The following is a 24,367-nucleotide window of genomic DNA, read 5'->3' as shown; positions in this document are numbered from 1 at the left end:
ATCCTCATTATTTCAAAAACGGCAGTGTCCGGTTAGGTATCCGCTGGCCGGGAGCGATCCCGTACGATGTCGCCAGAGCTTCCTGGCAATAGATTTGCGCAGCATCGATCGCCAGTTCTACATCCATCCCTTGCGCCAACAACGCGGCGAGCGCTGCTGCCAAGGTGCAGCCGCTGCCGTGAAACTCTCCCGGCAAACGCGGCCAGCGCCAATTGCGCTGCCGTCCTTTGCCAATCCAGCGGTTCAAGACTTCATCTTGCTCCGGTCCGTGGCCGCCCTTCAACAACACGTTCTGGCAACCGCGTTCAAACAGCATTGCGGCTTGTTGTTCGGGATTGGTTTCGGGGCTGCACAAACGATTGGCTTCAAGCCGGTTTGGGGTAATCACCGTGGCCAGTTCAAACAAGGGGGCGACCGCCGCAACCGGATCTTCGCTGGCCAGGCTATCGCCGTGGCCGTTCGCCAGCACAGGATCAAACACCACGGGCAAATCCGGCTGCCGAGAACGCAAGTCGCGAATGATGGCCGCAATCACTTCGGCGTTGGCGCGATTGCCCACGATGCCAAGCTTGACCGCGGCAATCGGTATGCGATCGATCAATGCCTGCGTTTGTTGCCTCACCAGTTCAGCCGCTACCGGGTAGACGCCAAATACGCGCTCATTATCCTGCACCGTCAGCACCGTTAATACAGAGAGTGGATGTGCGCCGAGTGCTGCAATCGCCGTGATATCGGCTTGCATGCCGGCGCCGCCGCTCGGATCCGAACCGGAAAACACCAGCACGCAGGGTGGCGCAACTGCTCCTGTACTCACTTGAGTCGTCCGGCCATCGGTGAAGACGGCGACGCCGCAAAACGCTTGGGAATCCGGCCCGCAAGAAAGGCTTCGCGCCCGGCTTCAATCGCCAGCCGCATCGCCCTTGCCATGCGAATCGGATCCTGTGCGCCGGCAATCGCGGTATTCATCAGCACGCCATCGCACCCCAGTTCCATTGCAATCGCAGCGTCGGACGCGGTACCTACACCGGCATCGACCAGTACCGGCACCTTGGCCTGTTCGATGATCAGCGACAGGTTCCATGGATTCAAAATGCCCATGCCCGAACCGATCAAGGACGCCAGCGGCATCACCGCAACGCAACCAATCTCTTCCAGGATACGCGCCTGGATCGGATCGTCGCTGCAATACACCATCACATCGAAACCATCCTTCACCAACGCTTCGGCGGCTTTCAAGGTTTCCGGCATATTCGGGAACAGCGTCCGCTCGTCGCCCAGTACTTCAAGCTTGGCCAGCTTGTGCCCGTTCAGCAGCTCCCGCCCTAGTTGCAGCGTGTAGACCGCATCGGCTGCGGTATAACAACCTGCCGTGTTAGGCAGGATCGTGTAGCGCAACGGCGGCACCACATCCAGCAAATTAGGCGCATTGGGATCTTGCCCGATATTGACGCGCCGAATCGCCACTGTGATGATTTCCGCACCGCTGGCTTCGGTGGCAGCCCGTGTTTGTTCCAGGTCACGATACTTGCCACTGCCAACCAGCAACCGTGAGCTATAGGTCTTGCCGGCAATGGTCAAGCCAGTGTCTGCTAGTTCCGTCTGAGAGGATGAATTCAGATCCATGATAAATCCTTAAAAGATTCCTACGATTTCCGGTGCGCACCCAAATGACTCTGTGCCACCGCCAGAAACCGTAGCGAGCGGCTCAAGGTCTGGGTAAGAAGCGCAGCCGTACGAAAGTACGGTGAGCATCGCAGCCCAGAGATTGAGTTGCGCAGTAGGTTTATGGCGGTGGATTATCCACCGCCTATGGCGCGCACTACATCGACTTTGTCTTCCGGCTGCAAAACGCGTTGCGGCCACAGGCTGGCCGGCACGACCTGCCGGTTGACAGCCACCGCAACCGCCTTGCCGGCCAGTTCCAGCGCCACGATCAGCTGCTGCAGGTTTTCACCGTCGGCCAGCGGATGCGGCGCACCATTCAAGACGATTTCCATCAGCGGCCTCACTGTTTGCTGTAGATTTCCGCACCGTTCCTGACGAACTCGATGGCTTTCACTTCCATTCCCTGCTTGAGTGCGGCGATGTCGGAAATGCCTTGCGCGGCGGCATATTCACGGACTTCCTGCGTGATCTTCATCGAACAGAAATGCGGCCCGCACATCGAGCAGAAATGCGCCACCTTGGCCGAGTCCTTAGGCAAGGTTTCATCGTGGAATTCACGCGCCTTGTCCGGATCAAGACCAATGTTGAACTGGTCTTCCCAGCGAAATTCGAAACGCGCCTTCGACAAGGCGTTGTCCCGGATCTGCGCGCCGGGATGTCCCTTGGCCAGATCGGCTGCATGCGCTGCGATCTTGTAAGTGATGATGCCGTCCTTGACGTCGACCTTGTTCGGCAAGCCCAGATGTTCCTTTGGCGTGACGTAGCACAGCATCGCCGTGCCGTACCAGCCGATGGTGGCGGCGCCGATGCCGGAAGTGATGTGATCGTAGCCAGGAGCGATGTCTGTGGTCAATGGCCCGAGCGTATAGAACGGCGCTTCGTGGCACTGCTCCAGCTGCAGGTCCATGTTTTCCTTGATCAGATGCATAGGCACGTGGCCCGGACCTTCGATCATGACCTGGACATCGTGCTTCCAGGCGATCTGGGTCAGTTCGCCCAGGGTTTTCAGTTCACCCAGTTGCGCTTCATCGTTGGCGTCGTAAATCGAACCTGGACGCAGGCCGTCGCCAAGACTGAAACTCACGTCATAGGCCTTCATGATTTCACAAATGTCTTCGAAATGATCGTACAGGAATGATTCGCGGTGATGCGCCAGGCACCACTTGGCCATGATCGAACCACCGCGGCTCACGATGCCGGTCAGGCGCTTGGCGGTCATCGGCACGTACTGCAGCCGCACACCAGCGTGGATGGTGAAATAGTCGACGCCTTGTTCGGCTTGTTCGATCAAGGTGTCGCGGAAAATTTCCCAGGTCAGGTCTTCTGCCTTGCCGTTGACTTTTTCCAGCGCCTGATAGATCGGCACTGTGCCGATCGGCACTGGCGAATTACGGATGATCCATTCGCGCGTTTCGTGAATGTGCTTGCCGGTGGACAGGTCCATCACGTTGTCGCCGCCCCAGCGGATTGCCCAGGTCATTTTTTCGACTTCTTCGCCAATCGACGAGGTCACTGCCGAATTGCCGATGTTGGCGTTGATCTTGACCAGGAAGTTGCGGCCGATGATCATCGGCTCGATTTCGGGATGGTTGATATTGGCAGGTATGATGGCGCGGCCGCGGGCGATTTCATCGCGCACGAATTCCGGTGTGATTTCGGCCGGCAGCGAGGCGCCGAACGATTGGCCCGGATGCTGGCGTCCCATCAGCTCGGCCAGTTTGTTGCCCATCGGACCGGAGGCCTTCAGCTCTTCCAGGTACTCTTTGCGGCGCATGTTTTCGCGGATTGCCACGAACTCCATTTCCGGCGTGATGATGCCTTGACGTGCGTAATGCATTTGCGAGACGTTCTTGCCGGTCTTGGCACGGCGCGGCTTGCGATGCAGGTTAAAACGCAATTCGGCCAGCTTCGGATCGTTGAGGCGCTCGATGCCGTATTCGGAACTTGGTCCTGGCAGCTCTTCGGTATCCTCGCGCTCCATGATCCACGGCAGGCGCGGGGTCGCCAGGCCGGAGCGGATATCGATCTTTACGTCCGGATCGCTGTACGGTCCCGACGTGTCGTAGACATAGATTGGCGGATTTTTTTCCGCGCCGAACGAGGCCGGCGTATCAGACTGGCTGATCTGCCGCATCGGTACGCGAATGTCAGGGCGCGAGCCGGTGACATAAATCTTGCGGGAATTCGGCAGCGGATGGATTGCAGCTTCATCCACCGTGGCTGTGGCGGACAGGAATTTTGGGTTGGCGTTCAATTTTGGCTCCTTTGCTTGTATTTCATGGCTTGGAGCCAGCAAAGGAGTTTTCGAGTCTGGCGGTGCGGGACTACTGCATAGATATGATGATAAATACGCGGTAAATCGGCCGACAACATTCTCGACAGCTTCCCTTCGCTGGCATTACCCAGATCAGGTTCGAGGGTATTTCTCACCCGATTACATTGGCATTTCAGCAATCAGGACCCCTAGCGTTGTGCTGCCCGGCGTTTGAATTCCGAGGCAGCGACAAGGATTTTACACCCGCAATCGGCTTGCGGTATATCAAAAATGTGCGGTTCCTTATCCCCGGTCAAGTATAAAAGGCCGCATCCGTGGCAAATCAATCCACATGATTGTCTTTACATCAAAAATCGCCCCGTCGTCGCCTGCAATGTTAGGAGCAGTCGGCTGCGTACTTTATAATCATCGTTTTAGCAAAAAACACTAACAGATCATGGAATTAGCCAAGTCTTTCGACCCTGCCGAGATTGAACAATTCTGGCGTACGGAATGGGAAAAACGCGGGTACTACACCGCCACCACCGACGCCGACAAACCGTCCTTCAGTATTCAGTTGCCGCCACCCAACGTGACAGGCACGCTGCACATGGGCCACGCGTTCAACCAGACCATCATGGATGGCTTGACCCGTTACCACCGCATGCGCGGTTTCAACACCGCATGGATTCCTGGCACCGATCACGCCGGCATCGCCACGCAAATCGTGGTCGAACGACAACTCGATGCGCAAAAGGTATCGCGCCATGATCTGGGCCGTGAAAAATTTGTCGAAAAGGTCTGGGAGTGGAAAGAAAAATCCGGCTCGACCATTACCGGCCAGATGCGCCGCATGGGTGCTTCCACCGACTGGAGCCGTGAATACTTCACGATGGACGACAAACTGTCTGGGACCGTGGTCGAAGTATTCGTCCGCCTGTTCGAGCAAGGCTTGATCTATCGCGGCAAGCGCCTTGTAAACTGGGACCCGGTGCTGGGCACCGCCATCTCGGAACTGGAAGTAGCGCAGGAAGAAGAAGACGGTTCGATGTGGCATATCCGTTATCCGTTCGCCGATGGCAGCGGCCATCTGACGGTTGCCACCACGCGCCCCGAAACCATGCTGGGCGACGTTGCCGTCGCCGTCGATCCGACTGACGAACGTTATATCCATTTGGTCGGCAAGATGCTCAAACTGCCGCTGACCGACCGCGAAATCCCGGTCATCGCCGATAGCTATGTCGACAAGGAGTTCGGCACCGGTTGCGTGAAGATCACGCCGGCTCATGACTTCAACGACTATGCTGTGGGACAACGGCACAAGCTGGCGCAAATCTCCATCCTGACGCTGGACGCCAAGATCAACGAGAACGGCCCGGTCCAATATCAGGGCATGGATCGCTTCGTGGCGCGCAAACAGATCGTTGCCGATCTGGATGCCCAAGGTTTGCTGGAATCGGTCAAGCCGCACAAACTGATGGTGCCACGCGGCGACCGCACCGGCGTTGTGATCGAGCCGATGCTGACCGACCAGTGGTTTGTAGCGATGAGCAAGCCGGCGCCGGAAGGCACGCATTTCCCGGGTAAATCGATTACCGAAGTGGCGCTGGAAAAAGTCGCCAACGGCGAAATCCAGATGATCCCGGAAAACTGGAACAACACTTATAACCAGTGGCTCAACAATATCCAGGACTGGTGCATTTCCCGCCAGCTGTGGTGGGGCCATCAAATTCCGGCCTGGTACGCCGACGACGGCAAGATCTATGTCGCCCGCAATGAAGCGGAAGCGCAGGCCAAGGCAGCAGCAGCCGGCTATACCGGTAAGCTGACACGCGACGACGATGTGCTCGATACCTGGTTCTCGTCAGCGCTGGTGCCATTTTCGACCCTTGGCTGGCCGGAAGAAACGCCAGACTACAAGATGTTCCTGCCATCGTCGGTGCTGGTCACCGGCTTTGACATCATCTTCTTCTGGGTAGCGCGGATGGTGATCATGACCACCCACTTTACCGGCAAGGTGCCGTTCAAGACCGTCTATGTGCACGGCCTGGTACGCGACGGCAACGGCCAGAAGATGTCCAAATCGAAGGGCAATACGCTGGACCCTATCGATCTGATCGACGGCATCGATCTTGAAACGCTGGTGGCGAAACGCACGGTCGGCCTGATGAATCCGAAGCAGTCCGACAGCATTGCCAAGGCGACCCGCAAGGAGTTCGCCGATGGCATTCCAGCGTTCGGCACCGACGCCTTGCGCTTCACTTTTGCATCGCTGGCAACGTTGGGCCGCAATATCAATTTTGACCTCGGCCGCTGCGATGGCTATCGCAATTTCTGCAACAAGCTGTGGAACGCCACCCGTTTCGTGCTGATGAATACCGAAGGCAAGGATTGCGGTTTCGATGGCCATACACCAGGCGAGTGCGATAAGGAAAAGCTGCAATTCTCGCAAGCCGACCGCTGGATCGTTTCGCTCCTGCAGCGTACCGAAGCCGAAGTCGCCAAGGGTTTCGCCGACTACCGTTTCGACAATATCGCTTCGGCGATCTATAAATTCGTTTGGGACGAGTATTGCGATTGGTACCTGGAAGTCGCCAAGGTTCAAATCCAGCAGGGCAACGAAGCGCAACAACGCGCCACTCGCCGCACTTTGTTGCGCGTACTCGAAGTCGTGCTGCGTCTGGCGCACCCGATCATCCCGTTCGTCACTGAGGCTTTGTGGCAAAGCGTGGCGCCGCTGACCGGCAAGACGCTGGAACCGGCAGGCGACTCCATCATGCGCCAGCCTTATCCGGAAGCTAATCTGGAAAAGATCGACGACGGCGCTGAAGCCTGGATGACCCAGTTGAAGTCGCTGACCGATGCCTGCCGCAACCTGCGCGGCGAAATGCAATTGTCGCCGGCGCTGCGGGTGCCGCTGATCATCGCCGGCTCGGCCGAACAGCGAACTACCTTGCTGTCGTTTGCACCGTATCTGCAGGCATTGGCGAAATTATCAGAAGTGCAAGTAGTAGAGACTCTACCCGAATCCCCGGCACCGGTCTCGATAGTCGGCGATGCTAAGCTGTTGCTCAAAGTAGAAATTGATGTTGCAGCTGAGCGGGAACGTTTGGGTAAGGAAATCACTCGTATCGAGGGTGAGATGGCGAAAGCCGAAGCCCAGCTAGGCAATGAGAGCTTTGTGGCAAGAGCACCGGCACAGGTGGTTGCGCAGATGCGGGAACGTCTGGTCAATTTTTCGGGTACCCTTGAAAAATTGCGCGAACAGTTTGCAAAATTAAAAGTATCTTGATTTCTTAATAATAGGATGACGCCGGCCTGCAGTAGTGCGGCCGGTGCAACAGATACCAGGAGACGAAACATGCATAAACTTTTAATCAATAAACTATTAATGCCGCTCTTGATGACGGCGGCTGCCGGTAGCGCCTTACTGGCTCCCGCCGCTTTCGCCCAGGCCCCCAATTCAGCAGTCGGCCTGTGGAAAAATATTGACGATCACAGCGGCAAACCAAAAGCGCTGATACGCATCACTGAAGCCAACGGCGTCCTTAGCGGCAAAATTGAAAAGCTGTTACGCGATCCAAGCGAAGATCAAAATCCCAAATGCGTCAAATGCGAAGGTGATCTCAAGGATCAACCTATCCTCGGCATGACCATCATCACGGGCATGCAAAAAGATGGCAGCGAATATAACGGCGGCAAGATTCTTGATCCGGATAACGGCAAAGTTTACAAGAGCAAGATGACGTTGCAGGAGAATGGTCAGAAACTCGATGTGCGCGGTTATATCGGCGTGCCGATGCTCGGCCGTACGCAAACCTGGTTGCGTCAGGAATAATCACCATACCAGCTGTCGGCTCGCCCAGCGCGTGCCGGAAAAAAAGCCGTTCCAGCTTGTCGCTGAACGGCTTTTTTTGCTAACGCTATCAGGATCCTTAGACGAATGACACTGTGAGTCCTGGCAGCGTAATTCCCGAAAAAGCAGTGACCCAGGTTTGTCCTGCCTGCACTGGATAGGCATCGGTCCAAGTGCCGGTAGTAATGATTTCACCGGCCTGCAAGGGAGTGAATTCAGGATGAGCGTTGAGTTCCTGGTGCAAATGCCACAAAGCGTGTACCGGACTGTCCAGTACGTCGCTGCCAAAACCGGCCCCGCACAGGGTGACAGAATCCTCAGTGCAGCAGGATAGCGAAACGCTGGCGTTGGCCAGCATGCTGGCGAGATTGCGCCGCGTAGCGCTCGACAGCACATGCGGCTCGCCGATGATCAAGGTACCGTGCAAACCGAAAGCGGCGATAGCATCGACCGCTTCGAATTTCCAGTCGGGAAATGGACAGACGACAATTTCGAAGGCATGTGCCATCCACTCGATGCAGTCGGCAAGCTCCTCCAGATCGGCATCTGGTGCCGGCGTGCGACCCAGACTGAACACCACTTCCGGTTCGATCCGCGGCTGCACTGCGCCTTCCAGGCTCTGAATCCCGCGATTGTCTTCGGCGTAACGTACTGTGGTGTCGAAGATATGTGCCCAGATCGGCGCGCTGATCGATTGCGCGATGCCATATTTTTGCCAGATATTGCGATTGCAGAACCCAAGCTTGCGGCCAACCGGATTCGATCCCTGGCCAATACTTGCATCCAGGATCCGCTTGCCGATTTCATAACCATCCATCAGCGACAAAGCGTCGGCATCGGACAGCAGGGGCATCAGTTTGGCTTGCGCTCGCGCGTCCAAAAGCTGATGAGCATAACGGTTAGCTTTGGTAGACATAAGCATGGTTGACTTGCACACTATTAGTGAAGACTATCGTATTGTCTGTGACGTTTAATTTTTACACAAGCACCGAGATAGTGACATTTCGACACCTGCACCGCGGGACGGCACGATGCCCGCGCATTTACAGCTATCTGCTGCGATTAGAGATGATTATCGAATTCGCGATTTCTGCAAAAACTGATCAAGCTGTGAAGCGAACAAATGGCGATCGCTTTGGCTGAATGTCGTCGGATCGCCAGTTTCGACGCCACTGCTGCGCAATTCCTCCATGAATGTACGCATCGTCAGGTGCTGCTGGATATTATCCTTGGTATAAAACTCGCCACGCGGATTGAGCGCTTTTCCGCCTTTTTCAAGTACGTCGGCCGCCAACGGGATATCCGCCGTAATGACCAGGTCGCCAGCTTGCAACAAGCGGACAATTTCGTTATCCGCTACATCGAAGCCCGCTGGCACCTGCACCGCCTTGATAAAACGCGATGGCGGTACTCTTAACAGCTTGTTAGCCACCAGCGTTACTGTAATCTGCAAGCGATCGGCAACCCGGAACAAAATTTCTTTGATGACATTCGGACAAGCATCGCCGTCAACCCAAATCTGTATCGTGGCTGGCGTCGGCGCATTAACGTCGCTAGTTGGGGGTGAATTAATTTTGCCCCCATAACTCGCCGTTCGGCCCGGCTCGCGGCGCCGTGACGCCAAAATGCGTATAGGCCGCAGGCGTTGCGATGCGACCGCGCGGCGTGCGCTGCAAATAACCCTGCTGAATCAAATAGGGTTCAAGTACGTCTTCAATGGTGTCGCGCTCTTCTCCGATCGCAGCCGCCAGATTGTCCAAACCAACCGGACCACCGCCAAATTTGAACAGCACTGCCTCCAACAGTTTTCTATCCATCACGTCGAAGCCAACCGGATCAACATCCAGCATGACCAGCGCCGCATCAGCCATCGCCTTGGTGATTTCTCCATTACCTTTGACTTCCGCATAATCGCGCACACGGCGCAACAAGCGGTTGGCGATACGCGGCGTACCGCGGCTGCGCTTGGCGATCTCGAAGGCACCGTCGTCCATGATCGGCGCGCCCAATAAGGAGGCGCTACGCGTTACGATCTTGCCCAGCTGCTGTGGAGTATAAAATTCAAGGCGGGCAACAATACCGAAACGGTCTCGCAGGGGATTCGTCAACATCCCGGCTCGCGTTGTCGCACCCACCAATGTGAAAGGCTGGAGATCCAGACGCACCGAGCGTGCCGCAGGACCTTCGCCGATCATGATATCTATCTGATAATCTTCCAATGCCGGATACAGGATTTCCTCGACCACGGGGGAAAGACGATGAATCTCATCGATGAACAAGACGTCGTTGGCTTCCAGATTGGTCAACAACGCAGCCAAGTCGCCGGCGCGTTCTAGTACAGGGCCTGAAGTCTGGCGTAAATTGACGCCCATTTCACGCGCAATAATGTGTGCCAGCGTAGTCTTGCCTAAGCCCGGAGGACCGAATAACAGCGTGTGATCCAACGCTTCACGTCTTTGCCGGGCGGCGGTGATAAATATTTGAAGCTGATCGCGTATCTTTTCCTGGCCGACATATTCGTCCAGTTGCTTCGGCCGCAAAGCGCGTTCGATCGCCTCTTCATTCGGCGACGCAGGCGTGGCGGCAATAATGCGTTGTTCAGTAAAATCGTCGGTTTGGATACTCATGATCGGATTGTAGCCAGAGTGCGGCGATTAAAAATGAAAAAAGACTTCGCTCCGCCGATAAAACACAAAGATGTTGCTTTGCCCTGCTCGATTACAGCTTGGAGAGCATTTTCAGTGCCAATTTGATACCTTCCGAGACCGTGGCTTCCGGTGGCAATTGCTTGAGCGCCAACAATGCTTCCTTGTCTGAATAGCCGAGTGCAATCAGGGCGTTCAGGATATCGCCGCTGGCGTCGCTTCCATGAGGACTGTCAACCGGCCCCAGATCCGCGCCCAGTTTACCTTTCAGCTCAAGCAACAGGCGCTCCGCAGTTTTCTTGCCGATCCCAGGCACTTTGGTCAATCGGCCGGCTTCCTGCAAAGTCACCGCCTGCGCCAGATCTTGCACCGACATGCCGGATAGGATCGAAAGTGCAGTACGAGCGCCCACACCGCTGATCTTGATCAACTGCTTGAATACATTCCGTTCTTCCGCTGTGCCGAAACCATACAGCACGTGCGCATCTTCGCGTATCGCCAGATGGGTCAACAACGCAACTTTTTCGCCAATCCCCGGCAAATTATAGAAAGTGCTCATCGGCACCCCGACTTCATACCCGACGCCATTGCAGTCGATAAGTAGCTGGGGAGGATTTTTCTCGAGCAGAGTGCCTGAAAGACGACCGATCATTGCAGTATGGCCTAAATATGAATCAATGAATCATACAGGACAACTGGTTAAAAACACAGTGGTTTTGTTGTTGGAGCGCAGAAATTAGAGGAGGTGTCGGGAAATCTGGTGCTTACGAGGCGAGAATAAATGCATAAGTGGCTTTTTCATGCCTGCCATTACCGGATTTTTGCAGCGCATCTGTGCGTTACGAAGTAATTTTGCCAATGCGAATTTCAAATCCAAAGCCCAAAGCAAAAACCCTCCCAGCAATCGCTGAGAGGGTTTTCTAATAAAAGCCTGACGATGACCTACTTTCACACTGGTTGCAGCACTATCATCGGCGCAAAGTCGTTTCACGGTCCTGTTCGGGATGGGAAGGGGTGGTACCAACTCGCTATGGTCATCAGGCATAACTTGTACCGCTGTCTGTTCTCCAGTTGGAGCAACAAACCGCGCAATCTAGAAGAAGTAGTTTTTTATACCGAACTCATCGGGGTGGATGAGTCCGGTTGGGTATGAATGTCCAAACGGTTGGTATCTCTTTCGAGGTTCAACCTTGGCAAACAAATAAAGCTCATCATATAACCTGCTAAGGTTATAGGGACAAGCCTCACGGGCAATTAGTATCAGTTAGCTTAACGTATTACTACGCTTCCACACCTGACCTATCAACGTCCTGGTCTCGAACGACCCTTTAGGGGAATCTAGTTCCCGGGAAATATCATCTCAAGGCAAGTTTCCCGCTTAGATGCTTTCAGCGGTTATCTCTTCCGAACTTAGCTACCCGGCAATGCCACTGGCGTGACAACCGGTACACCAGAGGTTCGTCCACTCCGGTCCTCTCGTACTAGGAGCAGCCCCCTTCAAATTTCCAACGCCCACGGCAGATAGGGACCAAACTGTCTCACGACGTTTTAAACCCAGCTCACGTACCACTTTAAATGGCGAACAGCCATACCCTTGGGACCGGCTACAGCCCCAGGATGTGATGAGCCGACATCGAGGTGCCAAACTCCCCCGTCGATATGAACTCTTGGGAGGAATCAGCCTGTTATCCCCAGAGTACCTTTTATCCGTTGAGCGATGGCCCTTCCATACAGAACCACCGGATCACTATGTCCTACTTTCGTACCTGCTCGACTTGTCAGTCTCGCAGTTAAGCACGCTTATGCCATTGCACTATTAGCACGATGTCCGACCGTACCTAGCGTACCTTCGAACTCCTCCGTTACACTTTGGGAGGAGACCGCCCCAGTCAAACTGCCTACCATGCACTGTCCCCGATCCGGATAACGGACCAAGGTTAGAACCTCAAACAAACCAGGGTGGTATTTCAAGGATGGCTCCACGAGAACTAGCGTCCCCGCTTCAAAGCCTCCCACCTATCCTACACAGATTGGTTCAAAGTCCAATGCAAAGCTACAGTAAAGGTTCATGGGGTCTTTCCGTCTAGCCGCGGGTAGATTGCATCATCACAAACATTTCAACTTCGCTGAGTCTCGGGAGGAGACAGTGTGGCCATCGTTACGCCATTCGTGCAGGTCGGAACTTACCCGACAAGGAATTTCGCTACCTTAGGACCGTTATAGTTACGGCCGCCGTTTACTGGGACTTCAATCAAGAGCTTGCACCCCATCATTTAATCTTCCAGCACCGGGCAGGCGTCACACCCTATACGTCCACTTTCGTGTTTGCAGAGTGCTGTGTTTTTATTAAACAGTCGCAGCCACCTTTTTATTGCAGCCCTTTCGTCCTTCTGGCGCAGGCCAGTCAAACTACCGGGGCGTACCTTATCCCGAAGTTACGGTACAAATTTGCCGAGTTCCTTCTCCCGAGTTCTCTCAAGCGCCTTAGAATACTCATCTCGCCCACCTGTGTCGGTTTGCGGTACGGTCTCGTTAGACTGAAGCTTAGAGGCTTTTCTTGGAACCACTTCCGATTGCTTCACCAATAAATTGGCTCGTCCCATACCCTTGAATTACGCTGCCGGATTTGCCTAACAGCCTTCTCTGATACAGAAACCGGGACTTCCAACACCCGGACAACCTTCCGCGATCCGTCCCCCCATCGCATCTAACGACGGTGCAGGAATATTAACCTGCTTCCCATCAGCTACGCATCTCTGCCTCGCCTTAGGGGCCGACTCACCCTGCTCCGATGAACGTTGAACAGGAAACCTTGGGCTTACGGCGTGGGGGCTTTTCACCCCCATTATCGCTACTCATGTCAGCATTCGCACTTCTGATACCTCCAGCATCCTTTACAAGACACCTTCGCAGGCTTACAGAACGCTCTCCTACCATATCCTTACGGATATCCGCAGCTTCGGTGACTGGCTTAGCCCCGTTACATCTTCCGCGCAGGACGACTCGATCAGTGAGCTATTACGCTTTCTTTAAAGGATGGCTGCTTCTAAGCCAACCTCCTGACTGTTTTAGCCTTCCCACTTCGTTTGCCACTTAGCCAATCTTTGGGACCTTAGCTGGCGGTCTGGGTTGTTTCCCTCTTGACGTCGGACGTTAGCACCCGGCGTCTGTCTCCCAAGCTCGCACTCATCGGTATTCGGAGTTTGCAATGGTTTGGTAAGTCTCGATGACCCCCTAGCCATAACAGTGCTCTACCCCCGATGGTGATACTTGAGGCACTACCTAAATAGTTTTCGGAGAGAACCAGCTATTTCCAAGTTTGTTTAGCCTTTCACCCCTACCCACAGCTCATCCCCTAATTTTTCAACATTAGTGGGTTCGGACCTCCAGTGCGTGTTACCGCACCTTCATCCTGGCCATGAGTAGATCACTTGGTTTCGGGTCTACACCCAGCGACTGAACGCCCTATTCGGACTCGATTTCTCTACGCCTTCCCTATACGGTTAAGCTTGCCACTGAATGTAAGTCGCTGACCCATTATACAAAAGGTACGCAGTCACGGAACAAGTCCGCTCCTACTGTTTGTATGCACACGGTTTCAGGATCTATTTCACTCCCCTTCCGGGGTTCTTTTCGCCTTTCCCTCACGGTACTGGTTCACTATCGGTCGATATCGAGTATTTAGCCTTGGAGGATGGTCCCCCCATGTTCAGACAGGATTACACGTGTCCCGCCCTACTTGTTGCAAGCTTAGTTCCACAATGATCATTTCGTATAAGGGGCTATCACCCTCTATGGCCGACGTTTCCAAGTCGTTCTACTATGTCCACTGCTAAAACTTGCGGCTGTTCCCATTTCGCTCGCCACTACTTTGGGAATCTCGGTTGATTTCTTTTCCTGCAGCTACTTAGATGTTTCAGTTCGCCGCGTTCGCTTTGCATACCTATGTATTCAGTATGCAATGACCACTAGGGCCGGGTTTCCCCATTCGGAAATCTGCGGATCAAAGCTTGTTTGCTAGCTCCCCGCAGCTTATCGCAAGCTACTACGTCCTTCATCGCCTGATATCGCCAAGGCATCCACCATGTGCACTTATTCACTTGTCCCTATAACGTTAGCCTCTGACTGCGTTCACAGCCAAAAAGCGGTTATAGAGGTATTTCTATGAGTTTAGCGTTTGCCGTATCCAAAGTGTTTTCGCAGTTGTTGATGCAGCTTGCGCCCATCAACTCTTTTGAGAACTCTTTACATACTTTTTGATTTGATACAATCATACCCATCAACAAACAATGTCTTGTCTGCTGACGAATCTTTACTACTTCTTCTAGATTGTTAAAGAACGGTAAATCCATTGATCTTAAAAAGACCAAACCTAAATCCCAACGCACTCTCTGCGCCGACTTAGGTTTGATATTTCTTGCTTCGTGCCACCGGAAACTTGGTGGAGGTTGACGGGATCGAACCGACGACCCCCTGCTTGCAAAGCAGGTGCTCTCCCAGCTGAGCTAAACCCCCGAAACTTGTTGGTGGGTCTGGTTGGGCTCGAACCAACGACCCCCGCGTTATCAACACGGTGCTCTAACCAACTGAGCTACAGACCCGCTTGGATCAGTACGAGCCACCCATCAACTACTGCGCTCTCACGCAACAGTCTTGACCGATACCTGTTCTTCTTTATTAACAGACGATAAGTGTGGACGCTTAACTTTCATGCAAACTCTAGAAAGGAGGTGATCCAGCCGCACCTTCCGATACGGCTACCTTGTTACGACTTCACCCCAGTCACGAATCCTACCGTGGTAAGCGCCCTCCTTACGGTTAGGCTACCTACTTCTGGTAAAACCCGCTCCCATGGTGTGACGGGCGGTGTGTACAAGACCCGGGAACGTATTCACCGCGACATGCTGATCCGCGATTACTAGCGATTCCAACTTCATGTAGTCGAGTTGCAGACTACAATCCGGACTACGATACACTTTCTGGGATTAGCTCCCCCTCGCGGGTTGGCGGCCCTCTGTATGTACCATTGTATGACGTGTGAAGCCCTACCCATAAGGGCCATGAGGACTTGACGTCATCCCCACCTTCCTCCGGTTTGTCACCGGCAGTCTCATTAGAGTGCCCTTTCGTAGCAACTAATGACAAGGGTTGCGCTCGTTGCGGGACTTAACCCAACATCTCACGACACGAGCTGACGACAGCCATGCAGCACCTGTGTTACAGTTTTCTTTCGAACACTCCCAAATCTCTTCGGGATTCTGTACATGTCAAGGGTAGGTAAGGTTTTTCGCGTTGCATCGAATTAATCCACATCATCCACCGCTTGTGCGGGTCCCCGTCAATTCCTTTGAGTTTTAATCTTGCGACCGTACTCCCCAGGCGGTCTACTTCACGCGTTAGCTGCGTTACCAAGTCAATTAAGACCCGACAACTAGTAGACATCGTTTAGGGCGTGGACTACCAGGGTATCTAATCCTGTTTGCTCCCCACGCTTTCGTGCATGAGCGTCAGTGTTATCCCAGGGGGCTGCCTTCGCCATCGGTATTCCTCCACATCTCTACGCATTTCACTGCTACACGTGGAATTCTACCCCCCTCTGACACACTCTAGCTATGCAGTCACAAATGCCATTCCCAGGTTAAGCCCGGGGATTTCACACCTGTCTTACATAACCGCCTGCGCACGCTTTACGCCCAGTAATTCCGATTAACGCTTGCACCCTACGTATTACCGCGGCTGCTGGCACGTAGTTAGCCGGTGCTTATTCTTCAGGTACCGTCATTAGCAAGGGATATTAGCCCTCACCGTTTCTTCCCTGACAAAAGAGCTTTACAACCCGAAGGCCTTCTTCACTCACGCGGCATTGCTGGATCAGGGTTGCCCCCATTGTCCAAAATTCCCCACTGCTGCCTCCCGTAGGAGTCTGGGCCGTGTCTCAGTCCCAGTGTGGCTGGTCGTCCTCTCAGACCAGCTACTGATCGAAGCCTTGGTGAGCCTTTACCTCACCAACTAGCTAATCAGATATCGGCCGCTCTATGAGCACGAGGTCTTGCGAGCCCCCGCTTTCATCCGTAGATCGTATGCGGTATTAGCTAATCTTTCGACTAGTTATCCCCCACTCAAAGGTACGTTCCGATATATTACTCACCCGTTCGCCACTCGTCAGCGGAGCAAGCTCCCTGTTACCGTTCGACTTGCATGTGTAAGGCATGCCGCCAGCGTTCAATCTGAGCCAGGATCAAACTCTTCAGTTCAATCTCTGTTTTGTGGCATTGCTGCCTAGCATCTCTGCTATCGCTCACTCAAAATACTGACAGGCTACTTCTTGCGAAGCATCCTATTTTCTTCTTTTGTGAACATTTAATGTTTTAAGTTATACGCCACCGACTTACGTCAGCAGCGCTGCACTTCCATTAAACGCCCACACTTATCGACTGTTAATTGTTAAAGAACCTTCTACTTCGCGTCACCAGCTACCCGGTTCGCGTCGCCAACAAATCGTTTTGTTTGTCAGCAGCAGAGAGATGAGATTATGTAGCGTTTCAAGTTTTTCGTCAACTACTTTTTTACTAACCACCGAAAAACTTTTTACTCACCACACCTACTTCTTCCCCGCTTTTACCCCTCAAACTTCACCCGCAAAACAGACCTTTTACTACCTGCCTGCTTCGCTTCTTTCGCGTCGTTCTCAACGGGAGGCGAACTATAGCAACCCCTCCCGTTGGTGGCAAGCGTTTTGTTAAATATTTTTAAAAATAGGTAAACGCTTGCCCAGGAATGCTTGCATGCCTTCCTTTTGATCCTCTGTTGCGAAGGTGCTGTGGAACAGGCGGCGCTCGTAATTGATGCCTTCTGCCAGCGTGGTTTCATAGGCGCGGTTGACCGATTCCTTGATCATCATTACCGCAGGCAGCGACATCGAGGAAATCACGATTGCCGCTTCCAACGCTTCCTGCAGCAGTCGTTCCAGCGGCACGACACGAGAAACCAGGCCGACGCGCTCGGCTTCGGCGGCATCCATCATACGCGCGGTCAGGCACATGTCCATGGCCTTCGACTTCGATACTGCACGCGGCAGGCGCTGAGTGCCGCCGGCACCGGGGATAATACCCAGCTTGATTTCCGGCTGGCCGAACTTGGCGTTGTCGGCGGCAATAATGAAGTCGCACATCATGGCCAGCTCACAACCGCCACCCAGCGCAAAACCTGCCACGGCCGCAATCACTGGCTTGCGCACGCTGCGAATTTGCTCCCAGTTACGGGTGATGTAGTCACCTTTGAAGACATCCATATAGCTCAGCTCAGCCATGCCGCCGATATCAGCGCCGGCGGCGAAAGCCTTGTCGCTCCCGGTCAAGACGATGCAGCCGATCTCTGGATCCGCATCAAACGCCACCAGCGCCTGACCCAGCTCCGTCATCAACTGGTCATTCAGGGCATTCAAGGCTTTAGGACGGTTCAGATGGATCAAACCGACTTTGCCCTGCGTCTCAACCAGAATATTTTCGTATGTCATTACAGATCCTATCTCTATGTTCGATGTTAGTTAGTTGATTACGTATGCTAAATCAGCTCAATTGTAGCGCCGCTAAGTCAGATAAGGGATAGGATGACTACATTGCAAATGAACAATGCGGCCGGCCCGAGGAATTTTTCAAATTACCAACTGTCTATATAAGTACAAGCTGACTATATTACCGACAAGATCGCCCGATTTTGACCGACACCCCTTTTACTAGAAGGAGGCAAGCCATGTTCAAAACCATTCTTGTGCCCACCGACGGCTCTCATTTATCGGAAAAGGCCGTCAATACAGCGATTGAATTTGCAAAATTTAGCAGCGGCAAGATATACGCACTCTCCGTCGCCGAACCCTACCCGTTCTCGCCAATGGCGGAAAGCAGCATGGCGACCGATCCCGGCACCTATGAAGAAAACATGCTGGCATTGGCCAAGCTGAACGTGCAAAAAGTCGCCGATGCCGCAAAGAACGCCGGTGTAACCTGCGAAATGCTGACTGCACAGGCGTTTAATCCGGATGAAGAAATCATCAATGCAGCTGAAAAATACCATTGCGACGCAATTTTCATGGCCTCGCATGGCCGTAGTGGTCTGAGCCGTCTGTTTTTGGGCAGCAAAACCCAAAGAGTACTGGCGCATTCGACCATTCCGGTACTGGTATTGCGCTAAAGAGAGCGCCGGACTCGATTTCAAACAGGATCGAGTCCGCCGGCAATTTCCTCTCTCTCTATATATATAGGTGCTTAACGTGCCGCAGCCACCTTCGGCAGCAACAGCCACATCATGCCGCGCTGCTTCATCTTGCCAGCCTTATCGCCGGCCTCGTTGCCAAAACCCCAGAAAAAGTCGGCACGCACCGCGCCTTTGATCGCGCCGCCTGTATCCTGCGCCACCACCAACTGCTGTAGCGGCGCATTGTTATTGGGCTGGGTGGTCGCCAGGAATACCGGCGTCCCCAGCGGCACAAACTGTGGATCCACGGCAATCGAACGCATCGGCGTCAGCGGCACGCCTTGTGCGCCTTTCGGCCCCTTGCTCGGATCCAGCACTTTCTCTTCCTTAAAAAAGACATAGCTAGGATTAGCGTTCAACAATTCCTGCTGACGTCCCGGATTGGCCGCCAGCCAGCCTTTGATGCCCTGCGCGGATGCCTGGGCCAAGGTCAATTCGCCTTTATCCACCAGATAGCGGCCGATCGAGCGGTAGGGATAACCGTTCTGGTCGGCGTAGGCAACGCGTACAATACTGCTGCCGTCATTCATCTGCACTCGGCCGGAGCCCTGCACCTGCAGGAAAAAAGCATCGATCGGATCATCCACCCAGAGGATTTCCTTGCCGGCCAGGACCCCGGATTTATCCAGCTCGGCGCGACTTGGATAGGGCAGCACTTTATTACCGACAAGGCGGCCACGCAGGCGCAAGCCTTTCAATTCCGGGTAAATGCTCGCCAGATCAACTGTAATGAGATCGTCCGGAGCACGGTAAATCGGCGTCTGATAAGAGCCACCGCGCTTGCGCGAGCCTTTCAACAGCGGTTCGTAATAGCCGGTAACCAGGCCGTTATCGCTGCCATCGGCATTAACAACCTGATAAGGTGTGAAAAACGACTGGAAGAAGGTACGGATGGCTCGCTCATCTCCACCGTCCAACCCGGCCGCTATGGCGCAAGGCTCTTTCCAGTCGCTTTTACGCGCTTGCGTCGTGCAGGAGGTCAAGAAAGCCGGCAAAACCTGGCGCAAATCGTCATTCCCCCAGCCCGGCAAGGTCGCAAACGTGGTGGCGCGCAAGTTGGCGCCTGGGGCAACCGACGGCAAACCGGGAGTGGTGCCCGAGCGTGGCGGCTCCTGCACAGTCGGAGTACCAGGAGTGGTCAGCGGTGTAGTAGTACAGGCAGCTAAACTGAATCCGATAACAAGAACAGAAACGGGTAAACTGAGACGTTTAAATAGCATTAGGATTCTTTATGTGGTTAGTGGCTCTCGAAGCATGCTTCGCCTTCTTTGTATTCGCATTCATTGTCTGGTGGACCATGTTTTCCGGCCGTAAGCCGGATCAGAAACCAGGTCAAAAGCCGCCAAGCAAATCGCTACCGCCGAAAGACGACAAAAAGGGCCAATAAGTTCCGTCGTCAGTGCAGGGTACGCGGCAGGGATAGGATGAATTCTGGAATGCGGGCTTCAAATTGCTCGCCGTCTTCGGCCACGCAAAAATATTCGCCCAGCATCGAACCTTGCGGTGTCGCCATCGAGGTGCCGCTGGTGTATTCGAACTGCTCTCCCGGTTGCAACAGCGGCTGATGGCCGACCACGCCAAGGCCGCGCACTTCTTCCACATGATTGTTGGCGTCGGTGATGACCCAATGGCGCGAAATCAGCTGCGCCGCGACTTGCCCAGTATTCTTGATCGTTATCGCATAGGCAAATACATAGTGCGAACTGTCCGGCTGGGATTGTTCTTCCAGATACTGGGTTCTGACAGTGACGGTAAATTCATAGGCGGCCATGCTGGTTTCCTTGATTGGTGCTTGGTTGATGCTTGATTGATGCTTGATTGATGCTTGGTTGGTGCTTATATATAACGCTAACGGCCCATTGCACACGAATTTCTCCGCAGACGCAAGCTGCAAGGACGCCGGAGCCGGGGCTAAAGGGTAAAATAGCGATCTTTTGCGCCTTTCCCTGGATAGCCCTCATGCCAACCTACCGTATCGCTCCAAGTATCCTCTCCGCCGACTTCGCCCGCCTGGGTGAAGAAGTACGCAATGTTGTCCGCGACGGCGCCGACATGATCCACTTCGACGTCATGGACAATCATTACGTGCCCAACCTGACCATCGGCCCGCTGGTGTGCGAAGCGATCCGCCCGCACGTGCAGGTGCCAATCGACGTCCATCTGATGGTCAAACCGGTGGACCGCATCATCCCCGACTTCGCCAAGGCCGGCGCCAACATCATCACCTTTCATCCCGAAGGCTCGGAACACATCGACCGTTCGCTACAACTGATCCGCGATCACGGCTGCAAGGCTGGCCTGGTGTTCAATCCGGCAACTTCGCTGGATTACCTGACCCATGTGATGGACAAGATCGACATCATCCTGATCATGTCGGTCAACCCCGGTTTCGGCGGCCAGTCTTTCATCCCTGAAGCGCTCAAGAAAATCGCCGAAGCGCGCCGCCGCATTGATGAATCGGGCCGCGACATCATGCTTGAAGTCGATGGCGGCATCAAGATCGACAATATCGCGGCGGCCGCCAAAGCAGGCGCCGACACCTTTGTCGCCGGTTCGGCCATTTTCGGCAAGCCAGACTACAAGGCTGTCATCAACGATATGCGCGCGCAGCTGGCAAACATATGAATACTGTGACGACCGCTTCGATTGCACTGACCGGCATCAAGGCGGTCATCATTGATCTCGACGGCACCATGCTGGATACCGCGCCGGATTTCCACGCCGCAGTCAACCGCATGCGCGCCGAGTTTGATCTGGCGCCGCTCTCGCAACAAACCATCGTCGATTTTGTCGGCAAAGGCAGCGAGAACCTGATCCGCAAGGTACTCAGCGTGGACTACCCGCCAGCCAAGGCCGAGCAACATTTCGAGGCTGCGCTGGATTCCTATCAGCGCCACTACGCTGTAATCAATGGCAACTTTGCCAGCGTTTATCCAGGCGTACTCGAAGGCCTGGAAACCATGCGCAAGCAAGGCCTAAGGCTGGCCTGCGTTACCAACAAGCCGCTCGTCTTTGCCGAAGCGCTGCTGGAAAAGGTCGGTTTGCGCGACTATTTCGAGGTGGTCTACGGCGGCGATTCGTTTCCCAAAAAGAAGCCGGATCCGATGCCGCTACTGGCGGTGTGCGCCGATTTCAAGCTGCAACCGTCGCAAGTACTGGCCATCGGCGACTCCAGCAACGACGCCCAAGCTGCCCGCGCGGCCGGTTGCCCGGTATTTAATGTGCCCTACGGATACAATCACGGCGAGTCTATACAAGATGTCGATTCCGATGGTATAGTCACCTCGCTGCTTGTTGCAGCACAAAATTTAAGCCACTGAATCGACTGATTTAAGACGCCCTACCTCTCATGTTTTTCAACAAAAAACTTCATGTCCTCCTAGCCGCCCCCGGGGCCTGGCTATGGCGACGCTGGCAATCCTGGGCTAACTGACCCACCGATAGCAGCTGCCTGTTATTGATTAGTTGGGGACAGAGTAATTCGCCACGCTACGGTGGCTCTTAAACTCTTTCCCACAATAATGAAAACTCAGGCAACGTTTTTTGTAGTGAACCACCGCTGTTCTACAATAGCGGTCTGGAGAGAAACATGACCGAACTCGAATTCAAATCGCTGGCCACGCAAGGCTACAACCGCATCCCTCTGATCGCCGAAGCATTCGCCGATCTCGAAACGCCATTGACGCTGTACCTGAAACTGGCGCAAACCCAGCAGACCGGCAAGAATACTTTCCTGCTTGAATCGGTAGTCGGCGGCGAGCGTTTCGGCCGTTACTCCTTCATCGGCTTGCCGGCGACGACCCTGCTGCGCAGCTACGGAACGCGGATCGAAGTGGTCAAGCACGACAAAGTAGTCGAAAGCCTCGAAGGCAATCCGCTCGATTTCATCGCTGAATTCCAGTCGCGCTATAAAGTGGCGCTGCGACCTGGCCTGCCACGTTTTTGCGGCGGTCTGGCCGGCTATTTCGGTTACGACACCGTGCGTCACATTGAAAAACGGCTGGCGCACTCAACACCCAAAGACGATCTCGGCCTGCCCGATATTCAATTGCTGCTGACTGAAGAGCTAGCGGTGATCGACAACCTGTCGGGCAAACTGTACCTGATCGTGTATGCCGATCCGACCCAGCCGGAAGCCTTCTCCAAGGGCCGGCAGCGGCTGAAAGACCTGCGCAACATGCTGCGCCGTCCAGCCGATGCGCCGGTGACCTCGGCTTCGGTTCGCACTGAAACCATCCGCGAATTCAAACGCGATGATTATTTAAAGGCGGTCGCCAAGGCCCAGGAATATGTGATGGCGGGCGACCTGATGCAGGTCCAGATCGGCCAGCGCATCAAGAAACCTTACGTCGACTCTCCGCTGATGCTGTATCGCGCCCTGCGCTCGCTGAATCCGTCGCCGTATATGTATTTCTATAATTTCGGCGACATGCAGATTGTCGGTGCATCGCCGGAAATCCTGGTCCGCAATGAACAGACTTCTGCACCTAAAGCCGATGGCGAAGCCAAGCGCAAAGTCACGATTCGTCCTCTGGCAGGCACTCGTCCGCGCGGCAGCACGCCGGAACAGGATGCGCAACTGGCCACTGAATTGCTGGCCGATCCGAAAGAAATCGCCGAACACGTGATGCTGATCGACCTGGCGCGTAACGACATCGGTCGTATCGCCGAGACCGGCAGCGTCAAGGTCACCGACCAGATGGTGATTGAAAAATATTCGCACGTGCAACACATCGTCTCGAATGTCGAAGGCGAGCTCAAATCCGGTTTGTCCAATCTCGATGTGCTGAAAGCCACCTTCCCGGCCGGCACCTTGTCCGGTGCACCGAAAGTGCGCGCCATGGAAATCATCGATGAGCTGGAACTGACCAAGCGCGGCATCTACGGCGGCGCTTGCGGCTACCTATCGTTCGGCGGCGAAATGGATGTCGCCATCGCGATCCGCACCGGCGTCATCAAGGATGGCATGCTGTATGTGCAGGCTGCAGCCGGCATCGTCGCCGATTCGGTGCCCGAGATGGAATGGCAGGAAACCGAGAACAAGGCGCGTGCGGTATTGCGCGCAGCGGAACAGGTACAAGACGGTCTGGATGGAGAAATCTGATGCTGCTAATGATCGACAACTACGATTCCTTCACCTACAACCTGGTGCAATACTTCGGTGAACTCGGTGAAGATGTGCGGACTTACCGCAACGATGAAATCACGCTGGAACAGATCGAGGCGCTGAAACCGGACCGCATCTGCCTGTCGCCAGGCCCTTGCAGCCCGCGCGAAGCCGGGATTTGCGTCGATTTGCTGAAGCAATTTGCCGGCAAGCTGCCTATTCTCGGCGTCTGCCTTGGCCACCAGGCCATCGGCGAAGCGTTCGGCGGCAAGGTGATCCGCGCCCAACAGGTCATGCATGGCAAGACCTCGCCGATTACCCATACCGGGGTTGGCGTATTCAAGGATTTGCCTAGTCCGTTTACAGTGATCCGTTATCACTCGCTGGCGATCGAGCGTGCTTCGATTCCGGCCTGCCTGGAAATTACCGCGTGGACCGATGACGGCGAAATCATGGGCGTGCGTCATAAGGATTACGATATCGAGGGTGTGCAGTTTCATCCGGAATCGATCTTGTCGGAACACGGCCATGCGCTGCTGCGCAATTTTGTCCAGAGAACTGCCTGAACAGGCGATAGCCGTATGCCG

At 54.4% G+C, this 24,367-nt stretch carries 19 protein-coding genes, 2 tRNA genes, 3 rRNA genes and 1 riboswitch; of the genes, 8 read left to right on the top strand and 16 right to left on the bottom strand.

Features of this window, described 5'->3' with window-relative positions:
- Positions 1–7: 7 nt before the first annotated feature.
- The 4 genes from thiD to thiC all read right to left on the bottom strand — a co-directional run bounded on the left by thiD (position 8) and on the right by thiC (position 3,919).
- Entirely contained in the window at positions 8–814 is an 807-nt protein-coding gene (thiD, locus tag LT85_RS04005; RefSeq protein ID WP_038485564.1) for a hydroxymethylpyrimidine/phosphomethylpyrimidine kinase, read from the bottom strand.
- Positions 811–1,623 (bottom strand): thiazole synthase, encoded by an 813-nt coding sequence (locus LT85_RS04000; RefSeq protein WP_038485561.1) that lies wholly within the window; start codon positions 1,621–1,623, stop codon positions 811–813. The genes thiD and LT85_RS04000 overlap by 4 nt, the downstream gene beginning before the upstream one ends.
- A gap of 173 nt (positions 1,624–1,796) precedes the next feature.
- On the bottom strand, positions 1,797–1,997 hold the full coding sequence (gene thiS / locus LT85_RS03995) for a sulfur carrier protein ThiS (RefSeq protein WP_038485558.1): 201 nt from the start codon (positions 1,995–1,997) through the stop codon (positions 1,797–1,799).
- 8 nt (positions 1,998–2,005) lie between these two features.
- Positions 2,006–3,919, bottom strand: coding sequence for a phosphomethylpyrimidine synthase ThiC (thiC, locus tag LT85_RS03990; RefSeq protein ID WP_038485554.1), 1,914 nt, complete (start codon positions 3,917–3,919; stop codon positions 2,006–2,008).
- Positions 3,920–4,032: 113 nt separating this feature from the next.
- A riboswitch (TPP riboswitch) is annotated at positions 4,033–4,140 on the bottom strand.
- A gap of 236 nt (positions 4,141–4,376) precedes the next feature.
- On the opposite strand from thiC, the gene LT85_RS03985 reads away from it, so the two are divergent.
- A complete protein-coding gene (locus LT85_RS03985) occupies positions 4,377–7,211 on the top strand; it encodes a valine--tRNA ligase (protein ID WP_038485551.1) in 2,835 nt (944 codons plus the stop codon).
- Positions 7,212–7,322: 111 nt separating this feature from the next.
- On the top strand, positions 7,323–7,757 hold the full coding sequence (locus tag LT85_RS03980; RefSeq protein WP_437177289.1) for a DUF2147 domain-containing protein: 435 nt from the start codon (positions 7,323–7,325) through the stop codon (positions 7,755–7,757).
- Positions 7,758–7,854: 97 nt separating this feature from the next.
- On the opposite strand, the gene LT85_RS03975 is transcribed toward LT85_RS03980, so the two are convergent.
- The 10 genes from LT85_RS03975 to LT85_RS03930 form a co-directional block, all read right to left on the bottom strand.
- A complete protein-coding gene (locus LT85_RS03975) occupies positions 7,855–8,697 on the bottom strand; it encodes a 2-keto-4-pentenoate hydratase (RefSeq protein WP_038485545.1) in 843 nt (280 codons plus the stop codon).
- A gap of 150 nt (positions 8,698–8,847) precedes the next feature.
- Entirely contained in the window at positions 8,848–9,300 is a 453-nt protein-coding gene (locus LT85_RS03970; RefSeq protein ID WP_038494981.1) for a YaiI/YqxD family protein, read from the bottom strand.
- A 43-nt stretch (positions 9,301–9,343) separates the two neighbouring features.
- Complete coding sequence (gene ruvB / locus LT85_RS03965) at positions 9,344–10,402, bottom strand: Holliday junction branch migration DNA helicase RuvB (RefSeq protein ID WP_038485542.1); 1,059 nt, start codon at positions 10,400–10,402, stop codon at positions 9,344–9,346.
- A gap of 91 nt (positions 10,403–10,493) precedes the next feature.
- Positions 10,494–11,072: a Holliday junction branch migration protein RuvA gene (gene ruvA / locus LT85_RS03960; protein ID WP_038485539.1), complete on the bottom strand. Its 579-nt coding sequence runs from the start codon at positions 11,070–11,072 to the stop codon at positions 10,494–10,496.
- Between the two features lie 277 nt (positions 11,073–11,349).
- Positions 11,350–11,462: ribosomal RNA gene (gene rrf / locus LT85_RS03955) — 5S ribosomal RNA — on the bottom strand.
- 191 nt (positions 11,463–11,653) lie between these two features.
- A 23S ribosomal RNA gene (locus LT85_RS03950) occupies positions 11,654–14,526 on the bottom strand.
- A 333-nt stretch (positions 14,527–14,859) separates the two neighbouring features.
- A tRNA-Ala gene (locus LT85_RS03945) sits at positions 14,860–14,935 on the bottom strand.
- Between the two features lie 9 nt (positions 14,936–14,944).
- A tRNA-Ile gene (locus LT85_RS03940) sits at positions 14,945–15,021 on the bottom strand.
- A gap of 122 nt (positions 15,022–15,143) precedes the next feature.
- Positions 15,144–16,674: ribosomal RNA gene (locus tag LT85_RS03935) — 16S ribosomal RNA — on the bottom strand.
- The 16S, 23S and 5S rRNA genes sit together here with 2 tRNA genes alongside, the layout of an rRNA operon.
- A gap of 485 nt (positions 16,675–17,159) precedes the next feature.
- Positions 17,160–17,936, bottom strand: a complete 777-nt coding sequence (locus LT85_RS03930) for an enoyl-CoA hydratase (RefSeq protein ID WP_038485536.1) — start codon at positions 17,934–17,936, stop codon at positions 17,160–17,162.
- A 236-nt stretch (positions 17,937–18,172) separates the two neighbouring features.
- Between LT85_RS03930 and LT85_RS03925 the strand changes: the two genes are divergently transcribed.
- Positions 18,173–18,610, top strand: a complete 438-nt coding sequence (locus LT85_RS03925; RefSeq protein WP_038485533.1) for a universal stress protein — start codon at positions 18,173–18,175, stop codon at positions 18,608–18,610.
- Positions 18,611–18,684: 74 nt separating this feature from the next.
- Here the strand turns inward: LT85_RS03925 and mltA are convergent, their stop codons facing one another.
- Positions 18,685–19,893 carry a murein transglycosylase A gene (mltA, locus tag LT85_RS03920; RefSeq protein WP_052134627.1) on the bottom strand — a complete coding sequence of 403 codons (1,209 nt, stop codon included), beginning with the start codon at positions 19,891–19,893 and terminating at the stop codon, positions 18,685–18,687.
- 11 nt (positions 19,894–19,904) lie between these two features.
- Here mltA and LT85_RS26880 point away from each other — a divergent pair, with 11 nt between their 5' ends.
- The gene (locus LT85_RS26880) at positions 19,905–20,060 is read left to right on the top strand and encodes a hypothetical protein (protein WP_172656938.1); all 156 of its coding nucleotides are present in this window, start codon (positions 19,905–19,907) and stop codon (positions 20,058–20,060) included.
- Positions 20,061–20,069: 9 nt separating this feature from the next.
- On the opposite strand, the gene apaG is transcribed toward LT85_RS26880, so the two are convergent.
- Positions 20,070–20,444: a Co2+/Mg2+ efflux protein ApaG gene (apaG, locus tag LT85_RS03915; RefSeq protein WP_038485530.1), complete on the bottom strand. Its 375-nt coding sequence runs from the start codon at positions 20,442–20,444 to the stop codon at positions 20,070–20,072.
- A 188-nt stretch (positions 20,445–20,632) separates the two neighbouring features.
- Here apaG and rpe point away from each other — a divergent pair, with 188 nt between their 5' ends.
- The 4 genes from rpe to LT85_RS03895 all read left to right on the top strand — a co-directional run bounded on the left by rpe (position 20,633) and on the right by LT85_RS03895 (position 24,346).
- Complete coding sequence (gene rpe, locus LT85_RS03910; protein WP_038485527.1) at positions 20,633–21,298, top strand: ribulose-phosphate 3-epimerase; 666 nt, start codon at positions 20,633–20,635, stop codon at positions 21,296–21,298.
- Positions 21,295–21,993, top strand: coding sequence for a phosphoglycolate phosphatase (locus tag LT85_RS03905; protein WP_038485524.1), 699 nt, complete (start codon positions 21,295–21,297; stop codon positions 21,991–21,993). The genes rpe and LT85_RS03905 overlap by 4 nt, the downstream gene beginning before the upstream one ends.
- 269 nt (positions 21,994–22,262) lie before the next feature.
- Positions 22,263–23,777, top strand: a complete 1,515-nt coding sequence (trpE, locus tag LT85_RS03900) for an anthranilate synthase component I (protein ID WP_038485521.1) — start codon at positions 22,263–22,265, stop codon at positions 23,775–23,777.
- Positions 23,777–24,346: an aminodeoxychorismate/anthranilate synthase component II gene (locus LT85_RS03895; RefSeq protein WP_038485518.1), complete on the top strand. Its 570-nt coding sequence runs from the start codon at positions 23,777–23,779 to the stop codon at positions 24,344–24,346. The genes trpE and LT85_RS03895 overlap by 1 nt, the downstream gene beginning before the upstream one ends.
- Positions 24,347–24,367 lie beyond the last annotated feature (21 nt).

The sequence above is a fragment of the Collimonas arenae genome (assembly GCF_000786695.1).
Taxonomy (GTDB): Bacteria; Pseudomonadota; Gammaproteobacteria; order Burkholderiales; family Burkholderiaceae_D; genus Collimonas; species Collimonas arenae_A.
Note: the sequence above shows the minus strand (reverse complement) of the source record. Positions and strands in the feature narration are given on the sequence as shown.